General features: G+C 53.7%; 17 protein-coding genes and 1 pseudogene. 1 reads left to right on the top strand and 17 read right to left on the bottom strand.

The window, feature by feature from the left end; translation table 11 throughout:
- Window positions 1-23 precede the first annotated feature (23 nt).
- The 11 genes and pseudogenes from DQX05_RS30185 to DQX05_RS00585 form a co-directional block, all read right to left on the bottom strand.
- Window positions 24-275, bottom strand: a complete 252-nt coding sequence (locus DQX05_RS30185; protein ID WP_147385140.1) for an alpha/beta fold hydrolase — start codon at window positions 273-275, stop codon at window positions 24-26.
- The gene (locus DQX05_RS00640) at window positions 241-807 is read right to left on the bottom strand and encodes an alpha/beta fold hydrolase (RefSeq protein WP_119789998.1); all 567 of its coding nucleotides are present in this window, start codon (window positions 805-807) and stop codon (window positions 241-243) included. The genes DQX05_RS30185 and DQX05_RS00640 overlap by 35 nt, the downstream gene beginning before the upstream one ends.
- Before the next feature lie 38 nt (window positions 808-845).
- Window positions 846-1784, bottom strand: a complete 939-nt coding sequence (locus tag DQX05_RS00635; protein ID WP_119789997.1) for a phosphotransferase enzyme family protein — start codon at window positions 1782-1784, stop codon at window positions 846-848.
- A gap of 119 nt (window positions 1785-1903) precedes the next feature.
- Window positions 1904-2539: a bis(5'-nucleosyl)-tetraphosphatase (symmetrical) YqeK gene (gene yqeK / locus DQX05_RS00630; RefSeq protein WP_119789996.1), complete on the bottom strand. Its 636-nt coding sequence runs from the start codon at window positions 2537-2539 to the stop codon at window positions 1904-1906.
- A gap of 278 nt (window positions 2540-2817) precedes the next feature.
- Complete coding sequence (locus tag DQX05_RS00625) at window positions 2818-3204, bottom strand: VOC family protein (RefSeq protein WP_119789995.1); 387 nt, start codon at window positions 3202-3204, stop codon at window positions 2818-2820.
- A 214-nt stretch (window positions 3205-3418) separates the two neighbouring features.
- Complete coding sequence (locus DQX05_RS00620) at window positions 3419-3898, bottom strand: AraC family transcriptional regulator (RefSeq protein WP_259391751.1); 480 nt, start codon at window positions 3896-3898, stop codon at window positions 3419-3421.
- A gap of 554 nt (window positions 3899-4452) precedes the next feature.
- Entirely contained in the window at window positions 4453-5196 is a 744-nt protein-coding gene (locus DQX05_RS00610; protein WP_119789991.1) for a DUF4184 family protein, read from the bottom strand.
- A gap of 324 nt (window positions 5197-5520) precedes the next feature.
- On the bottom strand, window positions 5521-6321 hold the full coding sequence (locus DQX05_RS00600) for a molecular chaperone DnaJ (protein WP_182914565.1): 801 nt from the start codon (window positions 6319-6321) through the stop codon (window positions 5521-5523).
- A gap of 48 nt (window positions 6322-6369) precedes the next feature.
- Window positions 6370-7047 (bottom strand): helix-turn-helix transcriptional regulator, encoded by a 678-nt coding sequence (locus DQX05_RS00595; RefSeq protein WP_119789988.1) that lies wholly within the window; start codon window positions 7045-7047, stop codon window positions 6370-6372.
- 472 nt (window positions 7048-7519) lie between these two features.
- Window positions 7520-8050 (bottom strand): tubby C-terminal domain-like protein, encoded by a 531-nt coding sequence (locus tag DQX05_RS00590; protein WP_119789986.1) that lies wholly within the window; start codon window positions 8048-8050, stop codon window positions 7520-7522.
- Between the two features lie 222 nt (window positions 8051-8272).
- Window positions 8273-8801: pseudogene (locus DQX05_RS00585) on the bottom strand (NADPH-dependent FMN reductase).
- Between the two features lie 172 nt (window positions 8802-8973).
- On the opposite strand from DQX05_RS00585, the gene DQX05_RS00580 reads away from it, so the two are divergent.
- On the top strand, window positions 8974-9339 hold the full coding sequence (locus DQX05_RS00580; protein ID WP_259391713.1) for a hypothetical protein: 366 nt from the start codon (window positions 8974-8976) through the stop codon (window positions 9337-9339).
- 121 nt (window positions 9340-9460) lie between these two features.
- On the opposite strand, the gene DQX05_RS00575 is transcribed toward DQX05_RS00580, so the two are convergent.
- The 6 genes from DQX05_RS00575 to DQX05_RS00550 all read right to left on the bottom strand — a co-directional run bounded on the left by DQX05_RS00575 (window position 9461) and on the right by DQX05_RS00550 (window position 18652).
- Complete coding sequence (locus DQX05_RS00575; protein WP_119789984.1) at window positions 9461-11527, bottom strand: amylo-alpha-1,6-glucosidase; 2067 nt, start codon at window positions 11525-11527, stop codon at window positions 9461-9463.
- 74 nt (window positions 11528-11601) lie between these two features.
- Window positions 11602-13734 (bottom strand): glycoside hydrolase family 3 N-terminal domain-containing protein, encoded by a 2133-nt coding sequence (locus DQX05_RS00570; protein WP_119789982.1) that lies wholly within the window; start codon window positions 13732-13734, stop codon window positions 11602-11604.
- 18 nt (window positions 13735-13752) lie between these two features.
- Window positions 13753-14577, bottom strand: coding sequence for a carbohydrate ABC transporter permease (locus DQX05_RS00565; protein ID WP_119789981.1), 825 nt, complete (start codon window positions 14575-14577; stop codon window positions 13753-13755).
- Window positions 14578-14581: 4 nt separating this feature from the next.
- Window positions 14582-15526 carry a carbohydrate ABC transporter permease gene (locus DQX05_RS00560; protein ID WP_087441526.1) on the bottom strand — a complete coding sequence of 315 codons (945 nt, stop codon included), beginning with the start codon at window positions 15524-15526 and terminating at the stop codon, window positions 14582-14584.
- Between the two features lie 137 nt (window positions 15527-15663).
- A complete protein-coding gene (locus DQX05_RS00555) occupies window positions 15664-16917 on the bottom strand; it encodes an ABC transporter substrate-binding protein (protein ID WP_119789979.1) in 1254 nt (417 codons plus the stop codon).
- A gap of 187 nt (window positions 16918-17104) precedes the next feature.
- Window positions 17105-18652 (bottom strand): response regulator, encoded by a 1548-nt coding sequence (locus DQX05_RS00550; protein WP_119789978.1) that lies wholly within the window; start codon window positions 18650-18652, stop codon window positions 17105-17107.
- Window positions 18653-18654: the final 2 nt, after the last annotated feature.

The following is an 18654-nucleotide window of genomic DNA, read 5'->3' as shown; positions in this document are numbered from 1 at the left end:
GTTTAGGAGAGCGTATGCGGTTCCTAACGTATCCGATTCATCCCCGGGGGAAGCTCGCCGCCGCTCATCCAAGCTTCCAGGGCAAGATGGAAGGTTCGGAGGCCCCCCAAAGGGAGATCATGCCCTGCGGCAGGAACAAGATAGCCTTCCGCACCGGGATGACTGCGGGCAATGAAGGCCGCGGAGGCCTTCATCACCTTCCTCTCCTTCTCTCCCGCCATAACCAGGATGCGTGCCCGGTTACGGGCAAATCCTTGCGGTAATCGATAAGACATATTTTCTTGCATCATCGCCATAAATGTATCCCGCTTCATCTGCAGCGACTCCTGGTAATATCGTTCGAATTGTTCCGGCCCGATCCGCAATTGCCGTGCCTGCCGCCGGGCGAACGATCGGTTCTTCACGAGCGGATACGACATGCGGAGAAGGGGGGGCAAGCAGGGAATACCCCAGCTTCATCGGCTTCGCGAGCCCGCTGACGATGACCGCATGGTCTGCAACATCTTCCCTCATGCCCAGCATTTCCAGGGCAATCTGCGCGCCGAGAGAGAAGCCGACGACCGTGACCTGCCGCCCTTCCCTATGCATATCGATCAGTTGAATGATGGTCTGTGCCGTCTGACAGATCGAATGGAATGGGATATCTTTGCTCTTCCCGTGACCAGGCAGATCAGGGATGACAATATGGTAACGCCCTTTGAAGTATTCCAACTGCTTCTCCCACATCCATCCGCTGACACCGCCCCCATGCAGAAATACGAGCAAAGGCGCGTCATTGACGCCGAACTGCTCCAGATACAGATTCATCCTTCGCCTCCTATGTACCGTCCACGCGGATTCTCATTTTATTCCCATTCAAGCACGGGAACGTGATGCTCGATCCGAAGGCGGTACAGATTCATGATGCGGATCTGCTCCTCGCTCAAGCGCTCCCGATCCCAGTACATGTGCATGAGGTTGTACTCGAATATTTCTTTCAATTTCAAGAACAAGGGCAGCTGCTTCAGCATCTCCGGATGAATCGCATGCTCCTCCTGATACCCTTCTATCAGAGCGTTCGCAATGGAGCGCCCATAGTCCCGTATGCTCCCCGCCCCCGGGAACGAGAATTCCAGGGCCGAATAGAGAGGGACGGCCAGGTCATACATATAGTAATGCTTCTCGCAATCTTGAAAATCGATCATCGTGAGCGAGGAACCGCGATCAACAAGGGTATTTTCGAGCCACAAATGGCCATGAAGCAACCCATACGTCGTTCGTTCCCGGGGAAGCTTCTTCACCTCCGCCAGCACGTTGGCCGCAATCGCCTGAATTGCCGTCTCCTCTGCAGGGATGTACTTCGCGAAGTTGTACTCTTCTTGATCATGCCAGTCCCCGAGATGGCGAAGCGGATGATTCGCCTCATAGCGCTGCGTAATCCGGTGCATTCTGCCAATCTGCCTTCCCAATTCGGCCAGCACCTCCGCATTCCACTCCGCACGGGGCAGGTGAATGCCCGGGGCCGCCTTATATACGACAACGATAATGTCCTTGGGAGGCATGAGCTCGACGATCTGACCACGGAAGGAGGGGATTGCCGGTGCGACGCCGACGCCCTCCCGGTACAACGCGTTCGTCCAGGACACTTCTTCAAGCTGCTCCTCATACGGTTTATAGTTGGTCACACGGATATAATACGTTCCTTGATCGCCCGTACAGCGGTACATTTCATTAGTTACCGCCTCTGCCGTATGTATCTGGATTGGATAGTTCGCATTCAGAAAACGCATTACCTGCTGTTCCATTCGCCGTACCTCCGACACATAAACAGTTCTCTACAGGTGATGACAGACAGGATACCGGTATCCGGATACCAGGCAGTCACCTCATCCAATTCCCGAATCAACCGGCACCGGAATCTTGTTTAACGGGCGGGCATCGCTTCGTCCTTCGTTAAGGCCTCCAGATCATAATAAGCATCGCGCAGCCAAGGGTGGAGCACCTTCAACGTGTCCCGCCGCTGCCACAAGTAGTTGACATATGCATAGGAAGCATGTCCCAGAGAGATCTCAAGCGCTTCCTCCACTTGCTTCAAATAGGGAGGAGTCCCTTCCTGATCCCATTCGATCTTATCGGCAACGAACAGCACCTTGTCTATCATCGTGGCCTGCTTGCGGAGCGTCGTATGGCAGCCAACGGCATCCAATATGTCTTGTTCGGAGACATGGAACAGATCCCGGGCCATCTGCCTGGACAGCTTCTGATGAACAATCATCGGGAAGGCCTCTTCTTCCGGCAGTACTTCAATGCCAAGGGAACGCGATATGGGCACTCTGACATGGTGGGGATAGACCGCGCTAATATCATGCAGATAACCGGCGTATTCCGCCGCCTGCGAATCCAATCCGAATCGCACTGCCAGACGGCGTGCTTCTTCTCCTACCTTCATGCAGTGCTCCGCTGTCCAGGGACACCCGTTCCTGGCCAAAAAACGATAAACATCTTCACGCAGATCGCCTGACGACGCTTCAACCTTTAATTCAGCATAGACCGGATTCATATTCGCCTCCCCTTATGCCGCAGCGGGACGACGCATGCAGCCATCCATTTTACACGGTATTGGATAATTGTGTATGTTGATCTGCTTCATCGTAACACAGAAGCGAACCAAGGGGGTTAAAGATATATAAACATATCATTCAAATCGTTTCTCCTCCAGCTTCGCTATTATATAGCAACCTCCCATTGGCCATTGAATGCCAATACCCGCACATGAACAAAAGGATGCGCAATCTGCCCATCCCTGAGATGAATTGACAACCGGGTCTATGTGCCATGCTATCGGCGAGCGACGATTTCCACCTTCATCCGGTCCGGATCCTCGAAAAACACGGCGTAATGATCGCTGCCCCCGGCATATGGATATCTGTCCGTATACAGCATAGGAATGTCTCTCTCCTCCAGCTTGATGCGCAGTTCATCAACGCGCGCCTTCGATTCCGCGTGGAAAGCGATATGGTTCAAGCCAGCGCGCTTGCGATGGTATGGAAGATCAAGAAATCGGGCTTCCGTCTGTACGAAGACGAGATAGGTCTCTCCCTGCTTCCAGCTGATGCCTTGCGGCCATCTCTGGAACTCCTCATACCCCAGTTCCTTCAGCAGCCATCCCCAAAAGGCGATGGACCGTTCCAAATCCGATACATTAAACTCGACATGATGAAGCATGTTGGCCTCCTCCTCTTCTCCCGCGCTAACACAAAACCCACCTTCCAGCGCTTGGCTTAGGGTGGGTCTTCTCCTGTTCAACAGAACTGCAGTAACTTGATATTTTTGTATACCCATTGTACTTCAAAACAAAAACACGCACAAGTGTTCCTGTTTTCTTGAGCTATCACTATGGTCTTTTCACGCGTCCGGCTTGGCCGGCCTCCAGCCTGCCCTAATTCAAAATTATCGGCAAGGAATAGCGGGCGAAGCCTTCGCCGTCATAACTGTATCTCTCGCAAATGATATAGTCCCTGCCTGCCGCGCTGACATCGAACTGATGATCCGCGACATAAGCGTCCACCCTGGAGCTGGCGGCATCGAAATCTCCCTGGTCATTGGCAACGACAACGCACAGCTGCGGAGGCATCGTTACCCGCATATACCATTCCGGTATCCCTTCGAAGGCGCTGACTTCAACGCAGAGAATGTACGCATGGCGGTCCGGATCCGCCTGAGAATCGGCATTCGGCCATATTCCGTACTGCACTTGCGGACTCACCACTTGGGGGAAATGCTTCGTCGAGGACAGCAGGCTTTCCTTGGCATGACGGTATTTGCTGCTCATATCCTGCAGGTTGATGCACGGAATTCCAATCAGCTTCAGTTCTTCATGCCGTACGACTATCGGCTCCATATTCGGCAGTTTGTTCATGATTTCCACGCTGGTTATCCTCCTCTCTGTTAATTCTTGAACAAAGACATATATTGCGACAGCCAGATCTCATTCGGGGCAAGATAGAATTTCACGCCCTCCGAGTCTTGCCGCCTCCACTTCAATGATATCTGCCTCGCTCTGCCTATTCCCTACGGCAGTGGCCAGGTCAGTCGATTCCGTCAAATAGACATACGGACTTCTGACAAGCTTCAAGCCTTCCGCCAGGAGATTACTCGAGGACGCTCTTATAGGTCCCATGGTAGAGCATGCGGGGAGGGCAAGCTTCTTCATACTGCCGAGTTCCGTCCATTGCGGCTCCTTCCGCATTTTTACTCTACACGGTCTGTTGATCGTCCGCTAGTATTTTATTACATTTTTCCTCGCAGTTCGTCTACTTTCTTCTATCGGCTCTGAGTGGGATACAAGCAACAAGCTCGTCCCAAATGCATCAAGCCCCCGCGGCCGATTGGAGAATCTCCCTTCGCTCGCAGGGCTCATGTCAAGATCATTCCTGCTCCAGGTGCTCTTCGATCTTGGAATAACCTCGCTCTCTATGAAATCACCTTCATCCTGCTTAATGCGCTGGCTGCAACAAGCCCCAAGAAGAAGCCCGAGATCGGGGCGACGACGATGATGCCGATGTAGTTCGAGCTTGATACGGAGAAGAGCTTGAACCCGGCGACCGCGATTGCCGTACAGCATGCGACCGCCCAGTATTGAATCTTGGCGCTTCTCTTGACTTGAACAAACCCGGACCCGCACCGGGCCTTGCTGAGCAGCAGAACAAGAAATAACCCCTCCACTAGCAGACCTATGATAGACAACCCATACTGAAGGAGTTTATACACTGGTGTGCCCATCATATTTTGTTGTAAGAACGGGTAGCGGCCCACAAATATTCCTGTCTCGTGCGTAAAACCGTCCAATGATACATGAGCATAGAACCCGATAATGACCGAGATCAAAAACACGGTCCAGCCACGGATGCCTGACACCCTCCAGGGCCGCGCAAGTCCCTGCCCTTTCCGATCCAGATCCCATACGGACGGCAGATGGCGCACCAAAGGATCCTTGATCAGGTAATGGAACAATACCGCCAACAGCAAGCTTAACGGGATGGCGTACAGGAACAAGCCCAGCGTCGAATGGCCGATCGTCTGATTAGGCTCCAATGCAACGAAAAATTCAAAGTCGGGAGCCATGCTCCCCAAAATAAGGCCGGTCAAACTGAGATACTTTGGCTGCAACAGCTTCAACGGCGCAGCATACAACGCATGTGCAAGCGTATACGGCATAGCTTCCCTCACTATTCTAAGGTTTCTGACATGGGCGTTTTGTCACGAGGGCCGATCCGGCTTAGGAGCCATCCACTTCCAATAGACAGTGAGTTACATCTTACATACTCATACCGAATCAAGCCATGGTACTCGACAGTAAACCCATCCTTAATTTGATCGTATTTATCGGCGGCGATGGCGAATCCGAAGCTTGCCCCGGGGCCGTAACCATGTTGCCCGTATGCGACCGCCTTTCCATCGGAGTTTATAATGCCTTCGTTTTGCCACATATTGTAGTCGATTCCCGGTTATCGCCCTGCATGAAAAAATGGAGAGACAGCCTCATTGCCACCCCTCCGTGCTCGGCTTCTCTTTTTGGTCCGGCCCGCTATTGGCGATATAAGCATCATATGCTTTCTTCACCCAATCGAACAGATAGGCGCTGCCCCCATGATCGGGATGGAGCAGCTTCAGCAGCTTTTTCGACTGCTTCCGTACCTGCTTGTCATCCGCTTCTTCAGGAACCCCGATAAGCACATGAAAAGACACGACTCCGGCCTGGCGATGCTCCCAGGAGTTCGAGGAGCTGTCGCCATAAGAACGGTTATACGACTTCTCCCGGCCCGGAGCCTGTTCGGCCAGCCCGGACAGCTTATGGCGCACATGCTCCAGTATCGCCTCCAGCCGCTCCTCTTCGCGAGGGAGGCCGCCTTCCCAGAACTCGAATTCGAATTTCCTCATTATCTGCTCCAAATGCTCCATCAGATCGTTATACATGATGAGGGTCGCCTTCATACGATCCGCCAGCCTGTAGATTCGGAGCAGTTGCCGCACCGCCCATTCCGGCATTTCCAATGCAAATGCGTGCAGTACCTTGCCCATATCCTTCTCCGGCACCGGCACCTCCTGCAAGAACTCCATCAACCGTTCCTGCTGCTCTTCGTTCAGCCTCGCTCCGATCTGGACCGCAAATTGCAGCTTGGTGGTGCCGGCCTTCACTTTGTTCTGCCAATCCCTGTTCAAGTTCATCAAGGACCGGACGAACTCCACAATATAAGGTTCGGTCACCGTGACGCCATTCGTATCGTCCAGATTGGCGAACTGGGCTCCATCCATGTAGTTACCTTCTCTGCCGCTCTGCATATCTTTCTTCACCTCGAACCGGACGCCGCCGTCTGAAATCTCTTTTCTTCATTCTTCACCCACTTGGATGGAAGGGACTGCTAGCTTCCCAGTAATACGGAACATGCATTTACGCCCGCCTTCCGCCATGCATTCCGTCCGTTCCACATCGGCTTGCAGCAGATCTGCGAACAAAGCAAGCTCGCACTGGCAAGCCGGGGAATGCTTGGCAGCCACCTGCGCAATCGGACAATGGGCCTCTTCCAGCCAGAACGATTCACCCGAGCTGTGTCCCCACCTGGCCATATAGCCTTCCTTGTCCTGAATTTCGGCCAGCGCCTGCACCCGCTGCTCCAGCTTCTGTCCCTTCAGCAAGCTCGCATATCGATGCATCAGCTTCTGCTTCCGCCGCTCGAACAACCGCTCCACGAACGTATCGCCGGCCATGGCCTGCATCTCTTCAATCAAGTCCAGCGCAAGCGCGTCATACTTGTTCACGAACAACGAGCTTGCCTTCTCTGACAAGCTATATAGATAGGCCGGCCTGCCGATGCTGGGGCGGGTCAATTGAATGCGGACATACCCGCCTTTCTGCAGATCGTACAGATGCCTGCGTACCGCGATGCACGTTAGCTTCAGTTGATCCGCCAGCGGTTGAATGCCAATGGGCCCCTGCTGCTTCAGCATCGCCAGGATGTCTCTGCGCACGGGCTGCTTCAGCAGGCGGGCTTCCTGCGCAATCGTCATCTCTCCTCCCTCCCTCCGATTCAATTTGATAAATCTCCCACGGCACCATTTGCCGTCAGACCCGATTTCCATTCCTCCTTATTGTATCTCATTGAAAAATTTTTGTATATGGTCAACATTTTTGATTAAGGCAAAATTTATAGTCAAAAAAATTCTTTCTAACCTCGAGCAGACTCCCTAAAACCTGCAAATTTGCAGCTTTTTTGCCGGGTCCGCTATTCGGATAATAAAATCCTGCAAACATACATCAATTCTACCCCATTATGACCTTGATTGAGATTCAAAGGGAAAAATCATGTATTTCTGCAGGAATTTTACCAAAAACGCCCTCTAAAGAAAGAAAAACCTGTATAATCGCAGTATTTTTTCCACGGGCGCATCGTCATTCTCCCTTGCCCAGACGGACAATTGTCCCGCGTGATGAATTTCAATTATAGAAAAACAATGATATTATCGCGTCCCTCCTTGTATCTCAATATATCATCCTCATGATATGGTCTATACAAGGCAGTGCGATCGGACATAATGCATCCTCGAGGATTACGAGCTCCCGTTGATTCAGCTTGCCTCCCGGAACCTTCGCAATCTCCCCCACCACAGCATGGCTATCGGAATCCGTTATGGTTGTCGTCCTGTTCAGCGGATCCTTGGAGATGACATACTCACGCCCTTCATTTGTCCATATCAACCGGGGATTTGTTGCAATCCTTGACCGATCCTTTAGGCAAGACAAGCTTTCACGTCCTTCACGCATCGTCGCTATCGTCCATTTTCTGCGCCCAAGCCATGGGCTGCTGTCCATAATTTGTACATGGCGCTCCGAGTGGATATCTCGCCCTTCAAAGCTCAATTGCCAGTGATCAATCACCCAGCTTACTGCTTTATTTGTCCTCGTCGTAAATATTCGTTGAAAAGAGCCGACTGCATTGCCGCCATCATCTTCGATTGATATAGGAGCTGTTGACATGTTAAGCACTGGACGAGTGTAATAATACGTTTCCATAAGAGACTCCTTATATCTATTTTACACTTGCAAGCTCAATCTCCCTAAGTTTATCACCTAACCCTACTATTGGATGCAGCCTCATCACGAAAAAGCACCCAGAACATAAGCGATCCCTCGCCCTGCTTGCTGAGTGCCTTGCGTACGGCCATATTTGAAAATGAACAACGCCCCGGCTACGAACCGGAGCGCTGCACCCGAATGCCTTTCCATTTACTGGTTCTACTTGACGTGATGCTTATTGTACCATGCTACGAAATTAGCAACGACCGAATCGAGAAACGCGATGGTCGGCTCATGAATCAATGTCCCGCTATCGTCAATTTTCTCATGAACGGAGCCGACATACACTTCATTCCCGGGAAGAAGAGGAGAAGACACGCCTGGCGAGAACAAAATATCGCGCAAATGTTCCTGGGCCCGCACGGTCCCCAATGTGCCCATCGAAGCGCCGACGATCCAGGACGGCTTGCCTACCAGTACCTTTTCCCCGCGGGAGAGCCAGTCAATCGCATTTTTCAATACGCCCCGGCGTCACCCATAGGACGGCATCTGCCGCGCCCACCTTTGTGACGAATTCCTTTACCTCGGCCGGCGGATGATTTTCAATATCTTGATTGTAGAAGGGGAGCTCCTTGATGCTGACGATATCGATATCGATTCGCTCCTGATACCTTTTTTGCATATAAGCAGCCAGCTTCAGATTATAAGACTCTTTGCGGTTACTGCCAACAAGGGCCACAATATTCATGGATCACGCCTCCTCTGAAATAAACATCCAATCGCTCTGACCTAATTGCCATCGGGTACATCCTTTATTATCCAGTGTTGATATATTCTCCATATGAAGGTGGTACCACGATAACCTCGTCCTTTGCTGACGGGTTTTTTTGTTTATTTTGCAAAGGGGGTGATGGTCATGGATGACGGCGGATATTACTTGCAAGGCGACGCTCGTCCCTGTCGGGGAAGATCAGTTGCCCGTGATGGAACAGTCGAGAAAAATCGTGCACCGGTTCAATCAGCTGTATCGGCCGGTCTTGCCAGAACCGCGAGCGTTGGTGGGAGACGTGCCTCGCCTCGTCGGGCTGGACGGCAATCATAAGGTGAGCAAAAGCCTCGGCAATGCGCTGCCGCTCGATTCGACCGGCTACAGCTATCATCAAGCGTTCCGCAAGGAAGGAGCCGACGAGATCTATGACAGCTGCTCCAAGGGACAAATCGCAGGCACAGAAAAGGCGCGTCTCGTCGCGAAGGAAACGATGCTGGAGGTGCGCGGTATACAGTAGCTCCCAACCTCGTAGTATAACCGGTTCAGGCACTTTAAGCCATAAGCAGGCACCCCTTAGAATGCATTCGCAAAGGTCCGAAAAGAGGCCCATGCCGATCTAAGGGGTGCACGATATTGCCTTATAGAATCAATTCAAATCCCGTCGTATTCTCCAAAATCTCAACGGCGAACGACTCGCCCTCGCGGCGGGTGACGCTTACCGACAGATGGCCCGAACCGATAGCGATGCGCTCGGCCTTCAATTGATCCATTCCTTCCGGAAGGAACGGCGAGAGCGCGATCTTCCGCTTCGCGGCATCCGGGTACAATCCGAGCATGGCCTGCAGGAAGACGATCGACGTTCCGGCGGACCAGGCCTGCGGAGAGCATGTCGTCGGATAAGGGACCGGATGCCCGGTCTCGGATCCATAGCCGCAGAACAATTCAGGCAGCCGCTGATATTCGAAGAAGGAAGAAGCCTGAAGCAGACCCGATATGACCCGTCCTGCCTCCTGCTTGAAGCCGAGCTTGCCCAATCCGAGCAGAATCATCGCATTGTCATGCGGCCAGACGCTGCCGTTATGATAGCTCATCGGATAGTAGCCTGCCGCGTCCGTGCTCATCGTGCGGATGCCGTATCCGTTGAACATATCGTCCTTCATCAAGCGCTGAGACAGTCCCTTCGCCCGGGAAGCCTCCGGCAAGCCGGTCATCAGCAGATGGCCCGGATTGGAGGTGACGCTGTGGACCTGGCGTTGGTCCTTGTCGATCGCAATCGCATAGCATTGCTCGTCCTCCATCCAGAAGGAAGACTCGAAGCGCGCGCGCAGCTGCTCCGCTTCCTCCTCCAATCGCTGCGCCCACTCAGCTTCACCCATGGCATTCACAAGCGGAGCAAGCGATTTTTTGGCCTGGTAGACGTAGCCTTGCACCTCGGACAATGCGATCGGAGCTTCCGCATATTCGCCGGAGCGGTGCACGATCGAGTTCGCCGAGTCCTTCCATCCTTGATTCGGGAATCCCTTCTCCGCTTCCTGACGGTAAGCGACGAAGCCGGAGCCCGCTTCCAGGGCGGAATCGATATAGTCCAGCGCGCGGATGACATTCGGCTTCAATTCCTCGACGAGAGCAAGATCTCCCGTCCAACGGTAGTACTCGCCGAGCACGACCAGGAACAGCGGCGTCGCATCCACCGTGCCGTAGTATGGCGAGAACGGCGATTGATTCGTCGTGACCAATTCCCCGAACCGAATCTCGTGCATAATCTTGCCGGGCTGCTCGTCTCTCCACGGATCGACCTTTTCTCCCTGATACGCGGCAAGCGTTCTAAGCGTACCCTTAACGATGTCCGGGTTGACAGGCAGCATGAACAGCGCCGTGATCAGACTGTCTCTTCCGAACGGCACGGCGAACCACGGCAGTCCCGCCACCGTCGTATCGCCATAGCCGACATCGGTCGTCAGCATGCGCAGATCTTGAAGCCCCCGCTGGAACAGCCCGTTGAATCGTTCCGAATCCGTGCTTACCTTCGAGCTGTTCTCGTACCATTGGACATACGATGCCTCGAGCTTCCGCAGCCCTTCTTCATACGTCAATGGTGCAGCTGCCGGATGATGATCCGACGTCGGGGTGATGAAGAACGTAATCTCCTTCTTCTGGCGTGCGTCCAACGACAGCGGGAAGCGCACCGTGCCGCTCGCATCCGCCGTTCCTTCCGCGTCCCACGCGATGCGCGTCCCTCTTCTAATATTGTCGGCCCCGAGATACGACAGGGTCAACTCCCGGTCGCCCGCCCGCGTCTCCTCCTGCTTGCCCACTTCACCGGTGCGATACTTCCGGACCAGGAACATGTCCTGGAAATCCGCCTCGAAGAAGGCCGAAAATTCAAACTCGACCGGATGCGTAAAATAGTTCGTTAACGTGCAGCGCTCATATAAAATGCCGTCATAAATAAACCGCTCCCGCAGCACTTCAATGGCTCCTTCATCCTTCTTGTCCTTCATCAGCCGGAAGGAAGCCAAGTAACTCTTGTCGCCAACGGAAGAGAGCAGTGTCGGCTTCTCACCGTCAATCCACACTTCCATACGGCTTAGGTAACGCGTGTCCTTCATATACAATCCGTTACCCTGATCATCGCCAGCGACGATATCTCCATCCAGACCTGTCAGGAAAAACAGCTCGCCTTCTTTGATTACGCGGTAGTCCATCATCGATCTCCCATCTATTCATAGTTTCTGCGTGAACGGCAGGTCCATCTATCTCCTTGGTGCGTGACGATCCTCTACGTTACCGTCAATTCGGCCTGCAAGCCTTCCTCGGAATGAGGCCCGATCCAGATATGGAACTTGCCCGGCTCTACCTTGAACCGGAACTGCTCATCTAGCAGCCCCAGCTCTGCCGGCGTTAAGTCGAAGCTCACCATCCGGCTCTCTCCCGGCTGCAGGAAGACTTTGCGGAAGCCCTTCAATTCCTTGACGGGACGCGTCGTACTTCCGACTAGATCGCGGACATACAGCTGCACCGTCTCTTCTCCGGCGCGCGTACCCGCATTCAACACCCGGACAGAGACCGAGACCGGCTCATCCCGGTGAATCGCGCTTCGTTCCAATTGCAGATCGTCATAATGGAACGTCGTATAACTGAGGCCGTACCCGAACGGATACAGCGGCGAATCGTCGCAATCGATATAATCCTCATACAAATGCGGGCGGCCCGTATTTTTACGGTTATAATAAATCGGAATTTGTCCGGTAGAACGCGGGATCGTGACCGGCAAGCGGCCGCTCGGGTTATGGCGGCCCGTCAGCACATCGACGAGCGCAGAGCCGGTCATCGTCCCCAAGTGCCAAGCCTCCACCACCGCATCGGCGTGGTGATGCACCCATTCGGTCGCCAACGGCCGCCCGTTCATCAAGACGACGATGACCGGCGTGGCGCTCTTCTCCTTCAGCTCCCGGATCAGATACTCCTGGCAAGCCGGAAGCGTAATCGAGGCGACATTGTAATGCTCGCCGGTCATCGCCTCGCTCTCGCCCACCGTAACGACGGCGACATCACATTGCTTGGCCAGCTCGACGGCGCGATCGATGCCGCCCGGGATCGCCTCGTTGATGCCGCTGCCCGGCTCATAGAACACCTGGGCATGAGGCCCGATCTCGGATTGGAACGCATCCCATACCGTCACGACATCCTCGTCCCGGCCCTTCCAGGCCCAGCAGCCCATCGAGTTGTGGCGGTCATCCGCCAACGGGCCAAGCAAGGCGATCTTCCGGTGCCGTTCATCATCGAGCGGCAGGATGCCGCGGTCGTTCTGCAGCAGCACGATCGACTTGCGCGCGCTGTCTCGCGCCTGCTCCGCGTGTTCCGCCGGAATGCCAGCCGCTGGCGGCTCCCCGGCATCGACATACGGCCGTTCGAACAAGCCAAGCTGGAACTTCACCATCAGAATTCGCAGCACCGCCTCATCCAGCAGCTTCATCAGCTCGGGGCTCTCCTCCACGAGCGATTCCAGATGCTCCAGGTAGACGCCGGAATGCATGTCCATATCGACCCCGGCAAGCAGCCCTCTGCGGGCGGAATCGCGGCGATCCTCCGCATAGCCGTGATAGATCAATTCTTCAATCGATTCCCAGTCGCTGACCACCATGCCGGTGAAGCCCCATTCCTCCCGCAAAATATCCCGCAGCAAGTAGGAGCTGCCGGTGGCAGGCACCCCGTTCAGCTCGCTGAAGGCGCTCATGACGGTCAAGGCGCCGGCCTGAATGCCGCCGAGGTAAGGCGGCAGCACGGTCTCCCGCAGCGTTCGCTCCGACATGTCGGTCGTATCGTAATCGCGTCCGCCTTCCGCCCAGCCGTATCCGGCGAAATGCTTGACGCAGGCGGCGACCATCGGGTCCCCGGCCGCGTTCGGGCTCTGGAAGCCTCTCACCTTCGCGGCCGCGGCCAGGGACGACAGGTAGACGTCCTCTCCCGTGCTCTCCGCGATTCTCCCCCAGCGGGGCTCGCGCGTAAGGTCCGCCATCGGAGCGAACGTCCAGCGGATCCCTTCCGCCGCCGCCTCGATCGCCGCGATGCGGGCGTTCTTCTCCATCGCGTCCGGATCCCAGCTCGCCGCTTCGGCGAGCGGAATCGGGAAGATGGTGCGGAAGCCGTGAATGACATCATCGCCGATCAACAGCGGAATGCCCAGCCGGCTCCGCTCTACCGCGATTCGCTGCAGCTCATTCACTTTATCCGCGCCATGCACGTTCAGCAGCGAACCGATCTTCCCCTCCGCGATCAGTTCCCGCTCCCGCTCCTCGCAGCGGCCGTACTGAACGGTCTGGCCGATCTTCTCGGCCAGCGTCATTTTGCCAAGCAGTTCCTCAGCCCGGCTCCTCCATTGCTCCAACCCGCTCTTCTTGCTCTTCTCCATACCATTTCCCTCCATCCATCAGCCTTTGACGCCGGCATTGGAAATGCCTTCAATATATTGGCGCTGGAACACGAAAAAGAAGATGATAATCGGCAGCGTCGAGAGGACGACCCCCGCCATAATAAGCGGCGTATTCTCGAAGAACATATCCTTCACGCTGTTCAGACCGACGACGAGCACATATCTCTCCGGCGTATTGGCCAGCGTGCTCGGAATCAGGTAGCTGTTCCATGTTCCGGCAAAAGCAAGAATCGACATCGTAATCAGCGAAGAACGGGCCAGCGGGTACACAATCCGCCAGAAGGCGCCCATCTTCGTCAAGCCGTCAATCCGGGCCGCCTCGATGAATTCGTTCGGCACCGAGATGAAGAATTGGCGCAACATAAAGATATACAGGCCTTGGTACAAGAAAGGCACCGTCAATGCCCAGAATGTGTTCAGCCAGCCGAGTTGGGCCACATTGACGTATACCGGAATCAAAATCATATGGTAAGGAACCATCATCGTCGCGACGACAATCCAGTAGATAACACTTTTGCCCCGGAAATCGAGCTTGGCCAGCGCGAATCCCGCCATCGGGTTAATGATCAGATTCCCTATCACGACAATCCCCGTCATAATGAGCGTGTTGAGGAACCATCTTGGCACATCATACGCTTCATTGGTGAAGAACATTTTATAGTTGTCGAGCGTCCACAGAGTAGGCGACACCAGCTTGTTGACATATCGCATCGGAACGATTGACGTATAGATCGTGTAGAGAAAAGGAAGGGCAAACAAGAGCCCAATCAGGATCGCGCCGAGGTACAGAAATAACCTCCCGGTTCTGCTTCGAGTCTTCATGCGCTCACCCCTTCTCGTCCAATAATTTTTTTTGCAGGAACGTGATGAACATAATGATGAAGAAGAACAGCACGACGGCCGCGCTTCCGTAACCGATGTTCATATAGCGAATCCCGTGCTGGTAGAAATACGTCACGACCGTGCTCGTGGCGCCGGCCGGCGAACCGAGCGCGCCGTATCTGGAGATGGCCGCGATCTGGTCGTAAATCTGGAAGCCGGTAATCGTAGAGACCGAGACGATGAAGAACGTAATCGGCCGCAGCGAAGGCACCGTAATATAACGGAACTTATGCCATTTCGAAGCGCCGTCGATCTCGCCCGCCTCATACAGATCCTTCGGAATCTCCTGCAGCCCGGACAAATACACAATCATCGTGAAGCCCGCCTGCTGGAAAATAAACAGGATGCAGACGAACAGCAAGGCATAGCTCGTATCCGCGAACCAGGTGACATTGCCGAAGCCAAGCATGCCGAAGAAGTCCGTCAGGAACGTCCCCTTCTTGAAGAGCATCATGAATACCGTCGTAATCGCAATCTGAGACGTAATATAGGGGAGGAAAAAGACCGTTCGGAAGATTCCCTTCCCCTTCAGGTTCTGATTCACGACCAGCGCCAGCAGCAAGCCAAGCAGCGTCTGAATCGGAACAGACAAGACCACGATTTGCAGGGAATGAAGCACCGCCCGGAAAAATTCCTTGTCTTGAAGAATCGTAATATAGTTGTCCAGTCCGATGAACTTGGCCTGATCGAGATTGGCAAAGTTCGCATCCTGAAAGCTTCTCACGAAGGACTGGATAAACGGATATAAAAACCACCATGCCCATAAAATTAGAAAAGGTAGTGAAAACATCCAGCCCAGTGTCATATCGGAATCCGCCAGGGAACGGAACCAGGATTGCCTAATTTTCGCCCCCCTTACTTCCGCGTTGTTACTGCCATGTTTGGACATTGTTTTCCTCCTGGTACTGAAAGTGTAAGCGGCCTGTATGAACGACAACCTGTGTCGATGTCACGTATAGATAAAAAGGTACTGCTCCCCCTCCCGGGGAGGGAGAAAGGAGCAGCAATCAAGACGGCCGACTCACCTTATTGGAATTGCTTCTGAATATCGTCCAGAATTTGCTGTGCCGTTTTGCCGGAACCGCCAAGAATTCGTTCTTCCAACTGCTTGACCAGTTCGTCGGTGAAACGCTTCGTATCTGTCGGATATCCATAATCCGTACTGTATTCCAGCGCCGGCTGCACCGGTTTGAATTCCGGATTCTTCTCGAAGTATTCCTTCGACAGTTCCGGAACGGCCGGGTTGTAACCAAGCTCCATGAACTCGGTCTGCGTCTTGTCATTCGTCATGTAGTAAGCGGCTTTGAGCGCAGCTTCCTTATTTTTGGCATCCTTCAGCACCACATAGGCGTCGGAGCTCATCGTGCTGCCGTTGGCCGTGCCCTTCGGAACCGGAATGGCGGCATATTTCAGATCCGGATTCGCATCCTTCAGGAAGCCTTTGTACCAGTATCCGCCCGTGCTCATCGCGCCCAGCTCATTGCTGAACACTTCGCCGTCCCAGCCGAAGCCAAGCGCCTTCGGCGTTACGGCCAGTCCGTCATTATACATCTCGATAATCGTTTCCAGCGCTTTTACGTTCTCTGGGGAGTTGATCGTTTTGCCATTTCCCCAGCCACCGCCGAAGCTTTTCACATAGTTGGTGATATGGAATGCGTCCAGATTGATGATAATACCGTTCACTTTATCGGAATTCAGCTTCTTGGCCGCCGCTTTTACCTCATCCCAGGTTGTCGGGTAATCGCCCAGGCCCGCATTTTTCCACATCGTCTCATTAATCAGGAACATTGCCGGCATGTCGCTGTTCGGCACGCCGTATTGCTGGCCGTCTACGTTCCAGATCTTCATCGAAGCTTCCGGGAAGCGGGTCATGTCAACCTGCGCCGAGCTGATCAGCTCGTCCAACGGTGTGAACAATCCTTTATTGATATACTCAAAAGCGCCTTCATTGGAAATTTTGATAAAATCTGGAGCCACACCTGCGGCAATCTCGCCAGGAAGCGTGTTCCAGAACTGCTCACTGCTTGGGTATTGCTTAATCTTCAGTTCGATGTCAGGATATTGCTCGGAAATATGCGCGGCTGCATCCTGATAGACCTTCAAGTCCTGCGCGGTGCCCCAGAACCCCATGTTAACGGTTACTTTTTGGCCGGCAGCCTCGTTGCCTGTTCCTTGATCCGCGGTGTTGTCCGCTTTGCCGCCTCCGCAGGCCGTCAAGCCGACAAGCAGGGCCAGACAGAGAATCAACGTGGCCGAGATCTTTCTCTTCATCTTGCGCATGTACGGTTACCCCCCATGTAGTATGTTGGACTTTCCTTTGCTTCTTCATCATAAGATGAAACGGATACAAAAAAAATTAATCAAATGATGATTAATTTCAAAATATCGGCCAACTCGGCCCTTTTCTTTTTTTTATACTGCACCGAAAAAATCATTTTTATAAATTTTTGTGCTTTTTTTTCTATAATCACACTTTTTCTTTGCGATATTGCATTGGGGACAGGCCTGTGTATTTTTGAAATACAATGGAGAAATGGGCTTGATTATTGAAACCGACCATTTCCGCAATATCATAAATTTTATAACGGTAGTCCTTGAGCAGAGCTGTGGCCTTCTCGATCCGAAGCTCATTGATATAGTCGAACAGCCCTCTTCCTACCTCTTGCTTGAACAGCCTGCTGACATAATTCGGGCTGACATGGAACAGTTCGCCCAGCATCTTCAAGGATAATCGTTCCTGATAATGCTCGTGCGTATATTGAATAATATTCCGCGTCAATTGACTGTAGCCTTTATCCTCCCGCTCCCTGTCCTGCGCGCGCTTCATGAAGATCGTCCGGTAATAAGCCGACAGTTGTTCGAAGTTCTCCAACTCAGCGGCATTGCCGTCGCCGTCCGGGGAATCGAGCTCATTGCCGTCTCCCCCCATCATGAACAGCAGGCCTTCATAGATTTTGCGCACTTCCTTCTCGTCCAGGCATTCCTCCTGACGGAGATGTCCCTCCCAGCGAGTCAGCAAGCTCATGAAGGTCTGATCGGCCTCTTCTCTCAGCGCCGATTTCATCTCTGAGACATACGCGTCGGCCCGCTCCACGGCATCCTCGCTCGGCCGCTTCAGATGCTGGTAATAGAAGATCGAAGCATTCGGATGATAGAAGCTGCGCGAGAGCGCCTCCTCCGCTTGCGCGTAGCCGTTCGCTATCCCGTTGAAATCGGCGAACCAGTCGCTGATGCCGAACACCAGATTAATATTGACGAACCGCTTGAGAGCGGCTCCGATCATTTGAACCTTCTCATTGACCCGGGTCAATGAGGCCAGCAAGCTTTTCAGCTCACTGTTGCTGATGAAGACGGCGCTGCGCCGCTGATCCAGCTGCACATATTCGATCTCCTTCTCCTTGGAGAGCAGCTCGGAGACGATGTTCCGAATCGTGTTGGGGAGCACCGACTCCGTGTCTGCGGTATACCTTCGAATGACCTTGTCATAGTCCTTGACGGCGAACAGCACCACGTATATATTCCCTTCCCGCAGCCCCGTCGCCGACATATTGTGCGGATGGCCATGGAGCGCGTCAAGCAAGGCCTGGTCTGTCTGGCGGCTGGAGCTCCCGGCTGCGGGGACGGCTGCTTCCGTGCCGTTCGCGGCGTTCTGCTCCTTGATGGCCGTCAGCATGGAGACGAGTTCGCGCTCGTTAATGTCCGGCTTGTGGAAATAATCGACCGCCCCCAGCTTCAGCGCCTGCTTCACATAGGAAATATCATCGAAGCTGCTCAAAATAATGACTTTGGCCGGGATATGTCTCTCCTTCATCGCTTTCAGCACTTCAATGCCGTCCATCTTCGGCATTTTGATGTCCAGAAGCACGACATCCGGCACATGCGTTCCCATCATCTCGAGCGCTTCCTCGCCATCCCCCGCTTCCCCGACAATGTCCACGCCCTGCTTATCCCAATCGATCGCCGATTTAATCCCGATTCTGACAAGCGGCTCGTCATCTACAATTAGCAATCGCATCG

The organism is Paenibacillus thiaminolyticus (assembly GCF_003591545.1).
Classification (GTDB): Bacteria; Bacillota; Bacilli; order Paenibacillales; family Paenibacillaceae; genus Paenibacillus_B; species Paenibacillus_B thiaminolyticus_A.
The sequence above is the reverse complement of the archived record's forward strand: the minus strand, read 5'-3'. Positions and strand labels throughout refer to the sequence as shown.

Coding starts and splice junctions, on each gene's coding strand:
- DQX05_RS00640 (WP_119789998.1), bottom strand. CDS start 807: ATGAATCTGTATCTGGAGCAGTTCGGCGTCAATGACGCGCCTTTGCTC.
- DQX05_RS00575 (WP_119789984.1), bottom strand. CDS start 11,527: ATGGACTACCGCGTAATCAAAGAAGGCGAGCTGTTTTTCCTGACAGGT.
- DQX05_RS00600 (WP_182914565.1), bottom strand. CDS start 6,321: ATGCAGAGCGGCAGAGAAGGTAACTACATGGATGGAGCCCAGTTCGCC.
- DQX05_RS00570 (WP_119789982.1), bottom strand. CDS start 13,734: ATGGAGAAGAGCAAGAAGAGCGGGTTGGAGCAATGGAGGAGCCGGGCT.
- DQX05_RS00610 (WP_119789991.1), bottom strand. CDS start 5,196: ATGCCGTATACGCTTGCACATGCGTTGTATGCTGCGCCGTTGAAGCTG.
- DQX05_RS00580 (WP_259391713.1), top strand. CDS start 8,974: ATGACGGCGGATATTACTTGCAAGGCGACGCTCGTCCCTGTCGGGGAA.
- DQX05_RS00635 (WP_119789997.1), bottom strand. CDS start 1,784: ATGGAACAGCAGGTAATGCGTTTTCTGAATGCGAACTATCCAATCCAG.
- DQX05_RS00620 (WP_259391751.1), bottom strand. CDS start 3,898: ATGAACAAACTGCCGAATATGGAGCCGATAGTCGTACGGCATGAAGAA.
- DQX05_RS00550 (WP_119789978.1), bottom strand. CDS start 18,652: ATGCGATTGCTAATTGTAGATGACGAGCCGCTTGTCAGAATCGGGATT.
- DQX05_RS00590 (WP_119789986.1), bottom strand. CDS start 8,050: ATGGAAACGTATTATTACACTCGTCCAGTGCTTAACATGTCAACAGCT.
- DQX05_RS00560 (WP_087441526.1), bottom strand. CDS start 15,526: ATGTCCAAACATGGCAGTAACAACGCGGAAGTAAGGGGGGCGAAAATT.
- DQX05_RS30185 (WP_147385140.1), bottom strand. CDS start 275: ATGTCTTATCGATTACCGCAAGGATTTGCCCGTAACCGGGCACGCATC.
- DQX05_RS00595 (WP_119789988.1), bottom strand. CDS start 7,047: ATGACGATTGCGCAGGAAGCCCGCCTGCTGAAGCAGCCCGTGCGCAGA.
- DQX05_RS00625 (WP_119789995.1), bottom strand. CDS start 3,204: ATGCTTCATCATGTCGAGTTTAATGTATCGGATTTGGAACGGTCCATC.
- DQX05_RS00555 (WP_119789979.1), bottom strand. CDS start 16,917: ATGCGCAAGATGAAGAGAAAGATCTCGGCCACGTTGATTCTCTGTCTG.
- DQX05_RS00565 (WP_119789981.1), bottom strand. CDS start 14,577: ATGAAGACTCGAAGCAGAACCGGGAGGTTATTTCTGTACCTCGGCGCG.
- yqeK (WP_119789996.1), bottom strand. CDS start 2,539: ATGAATCCGGTCTATGCTGAATTAAAGGTTGAAGCGTCGTCAGGCGAT.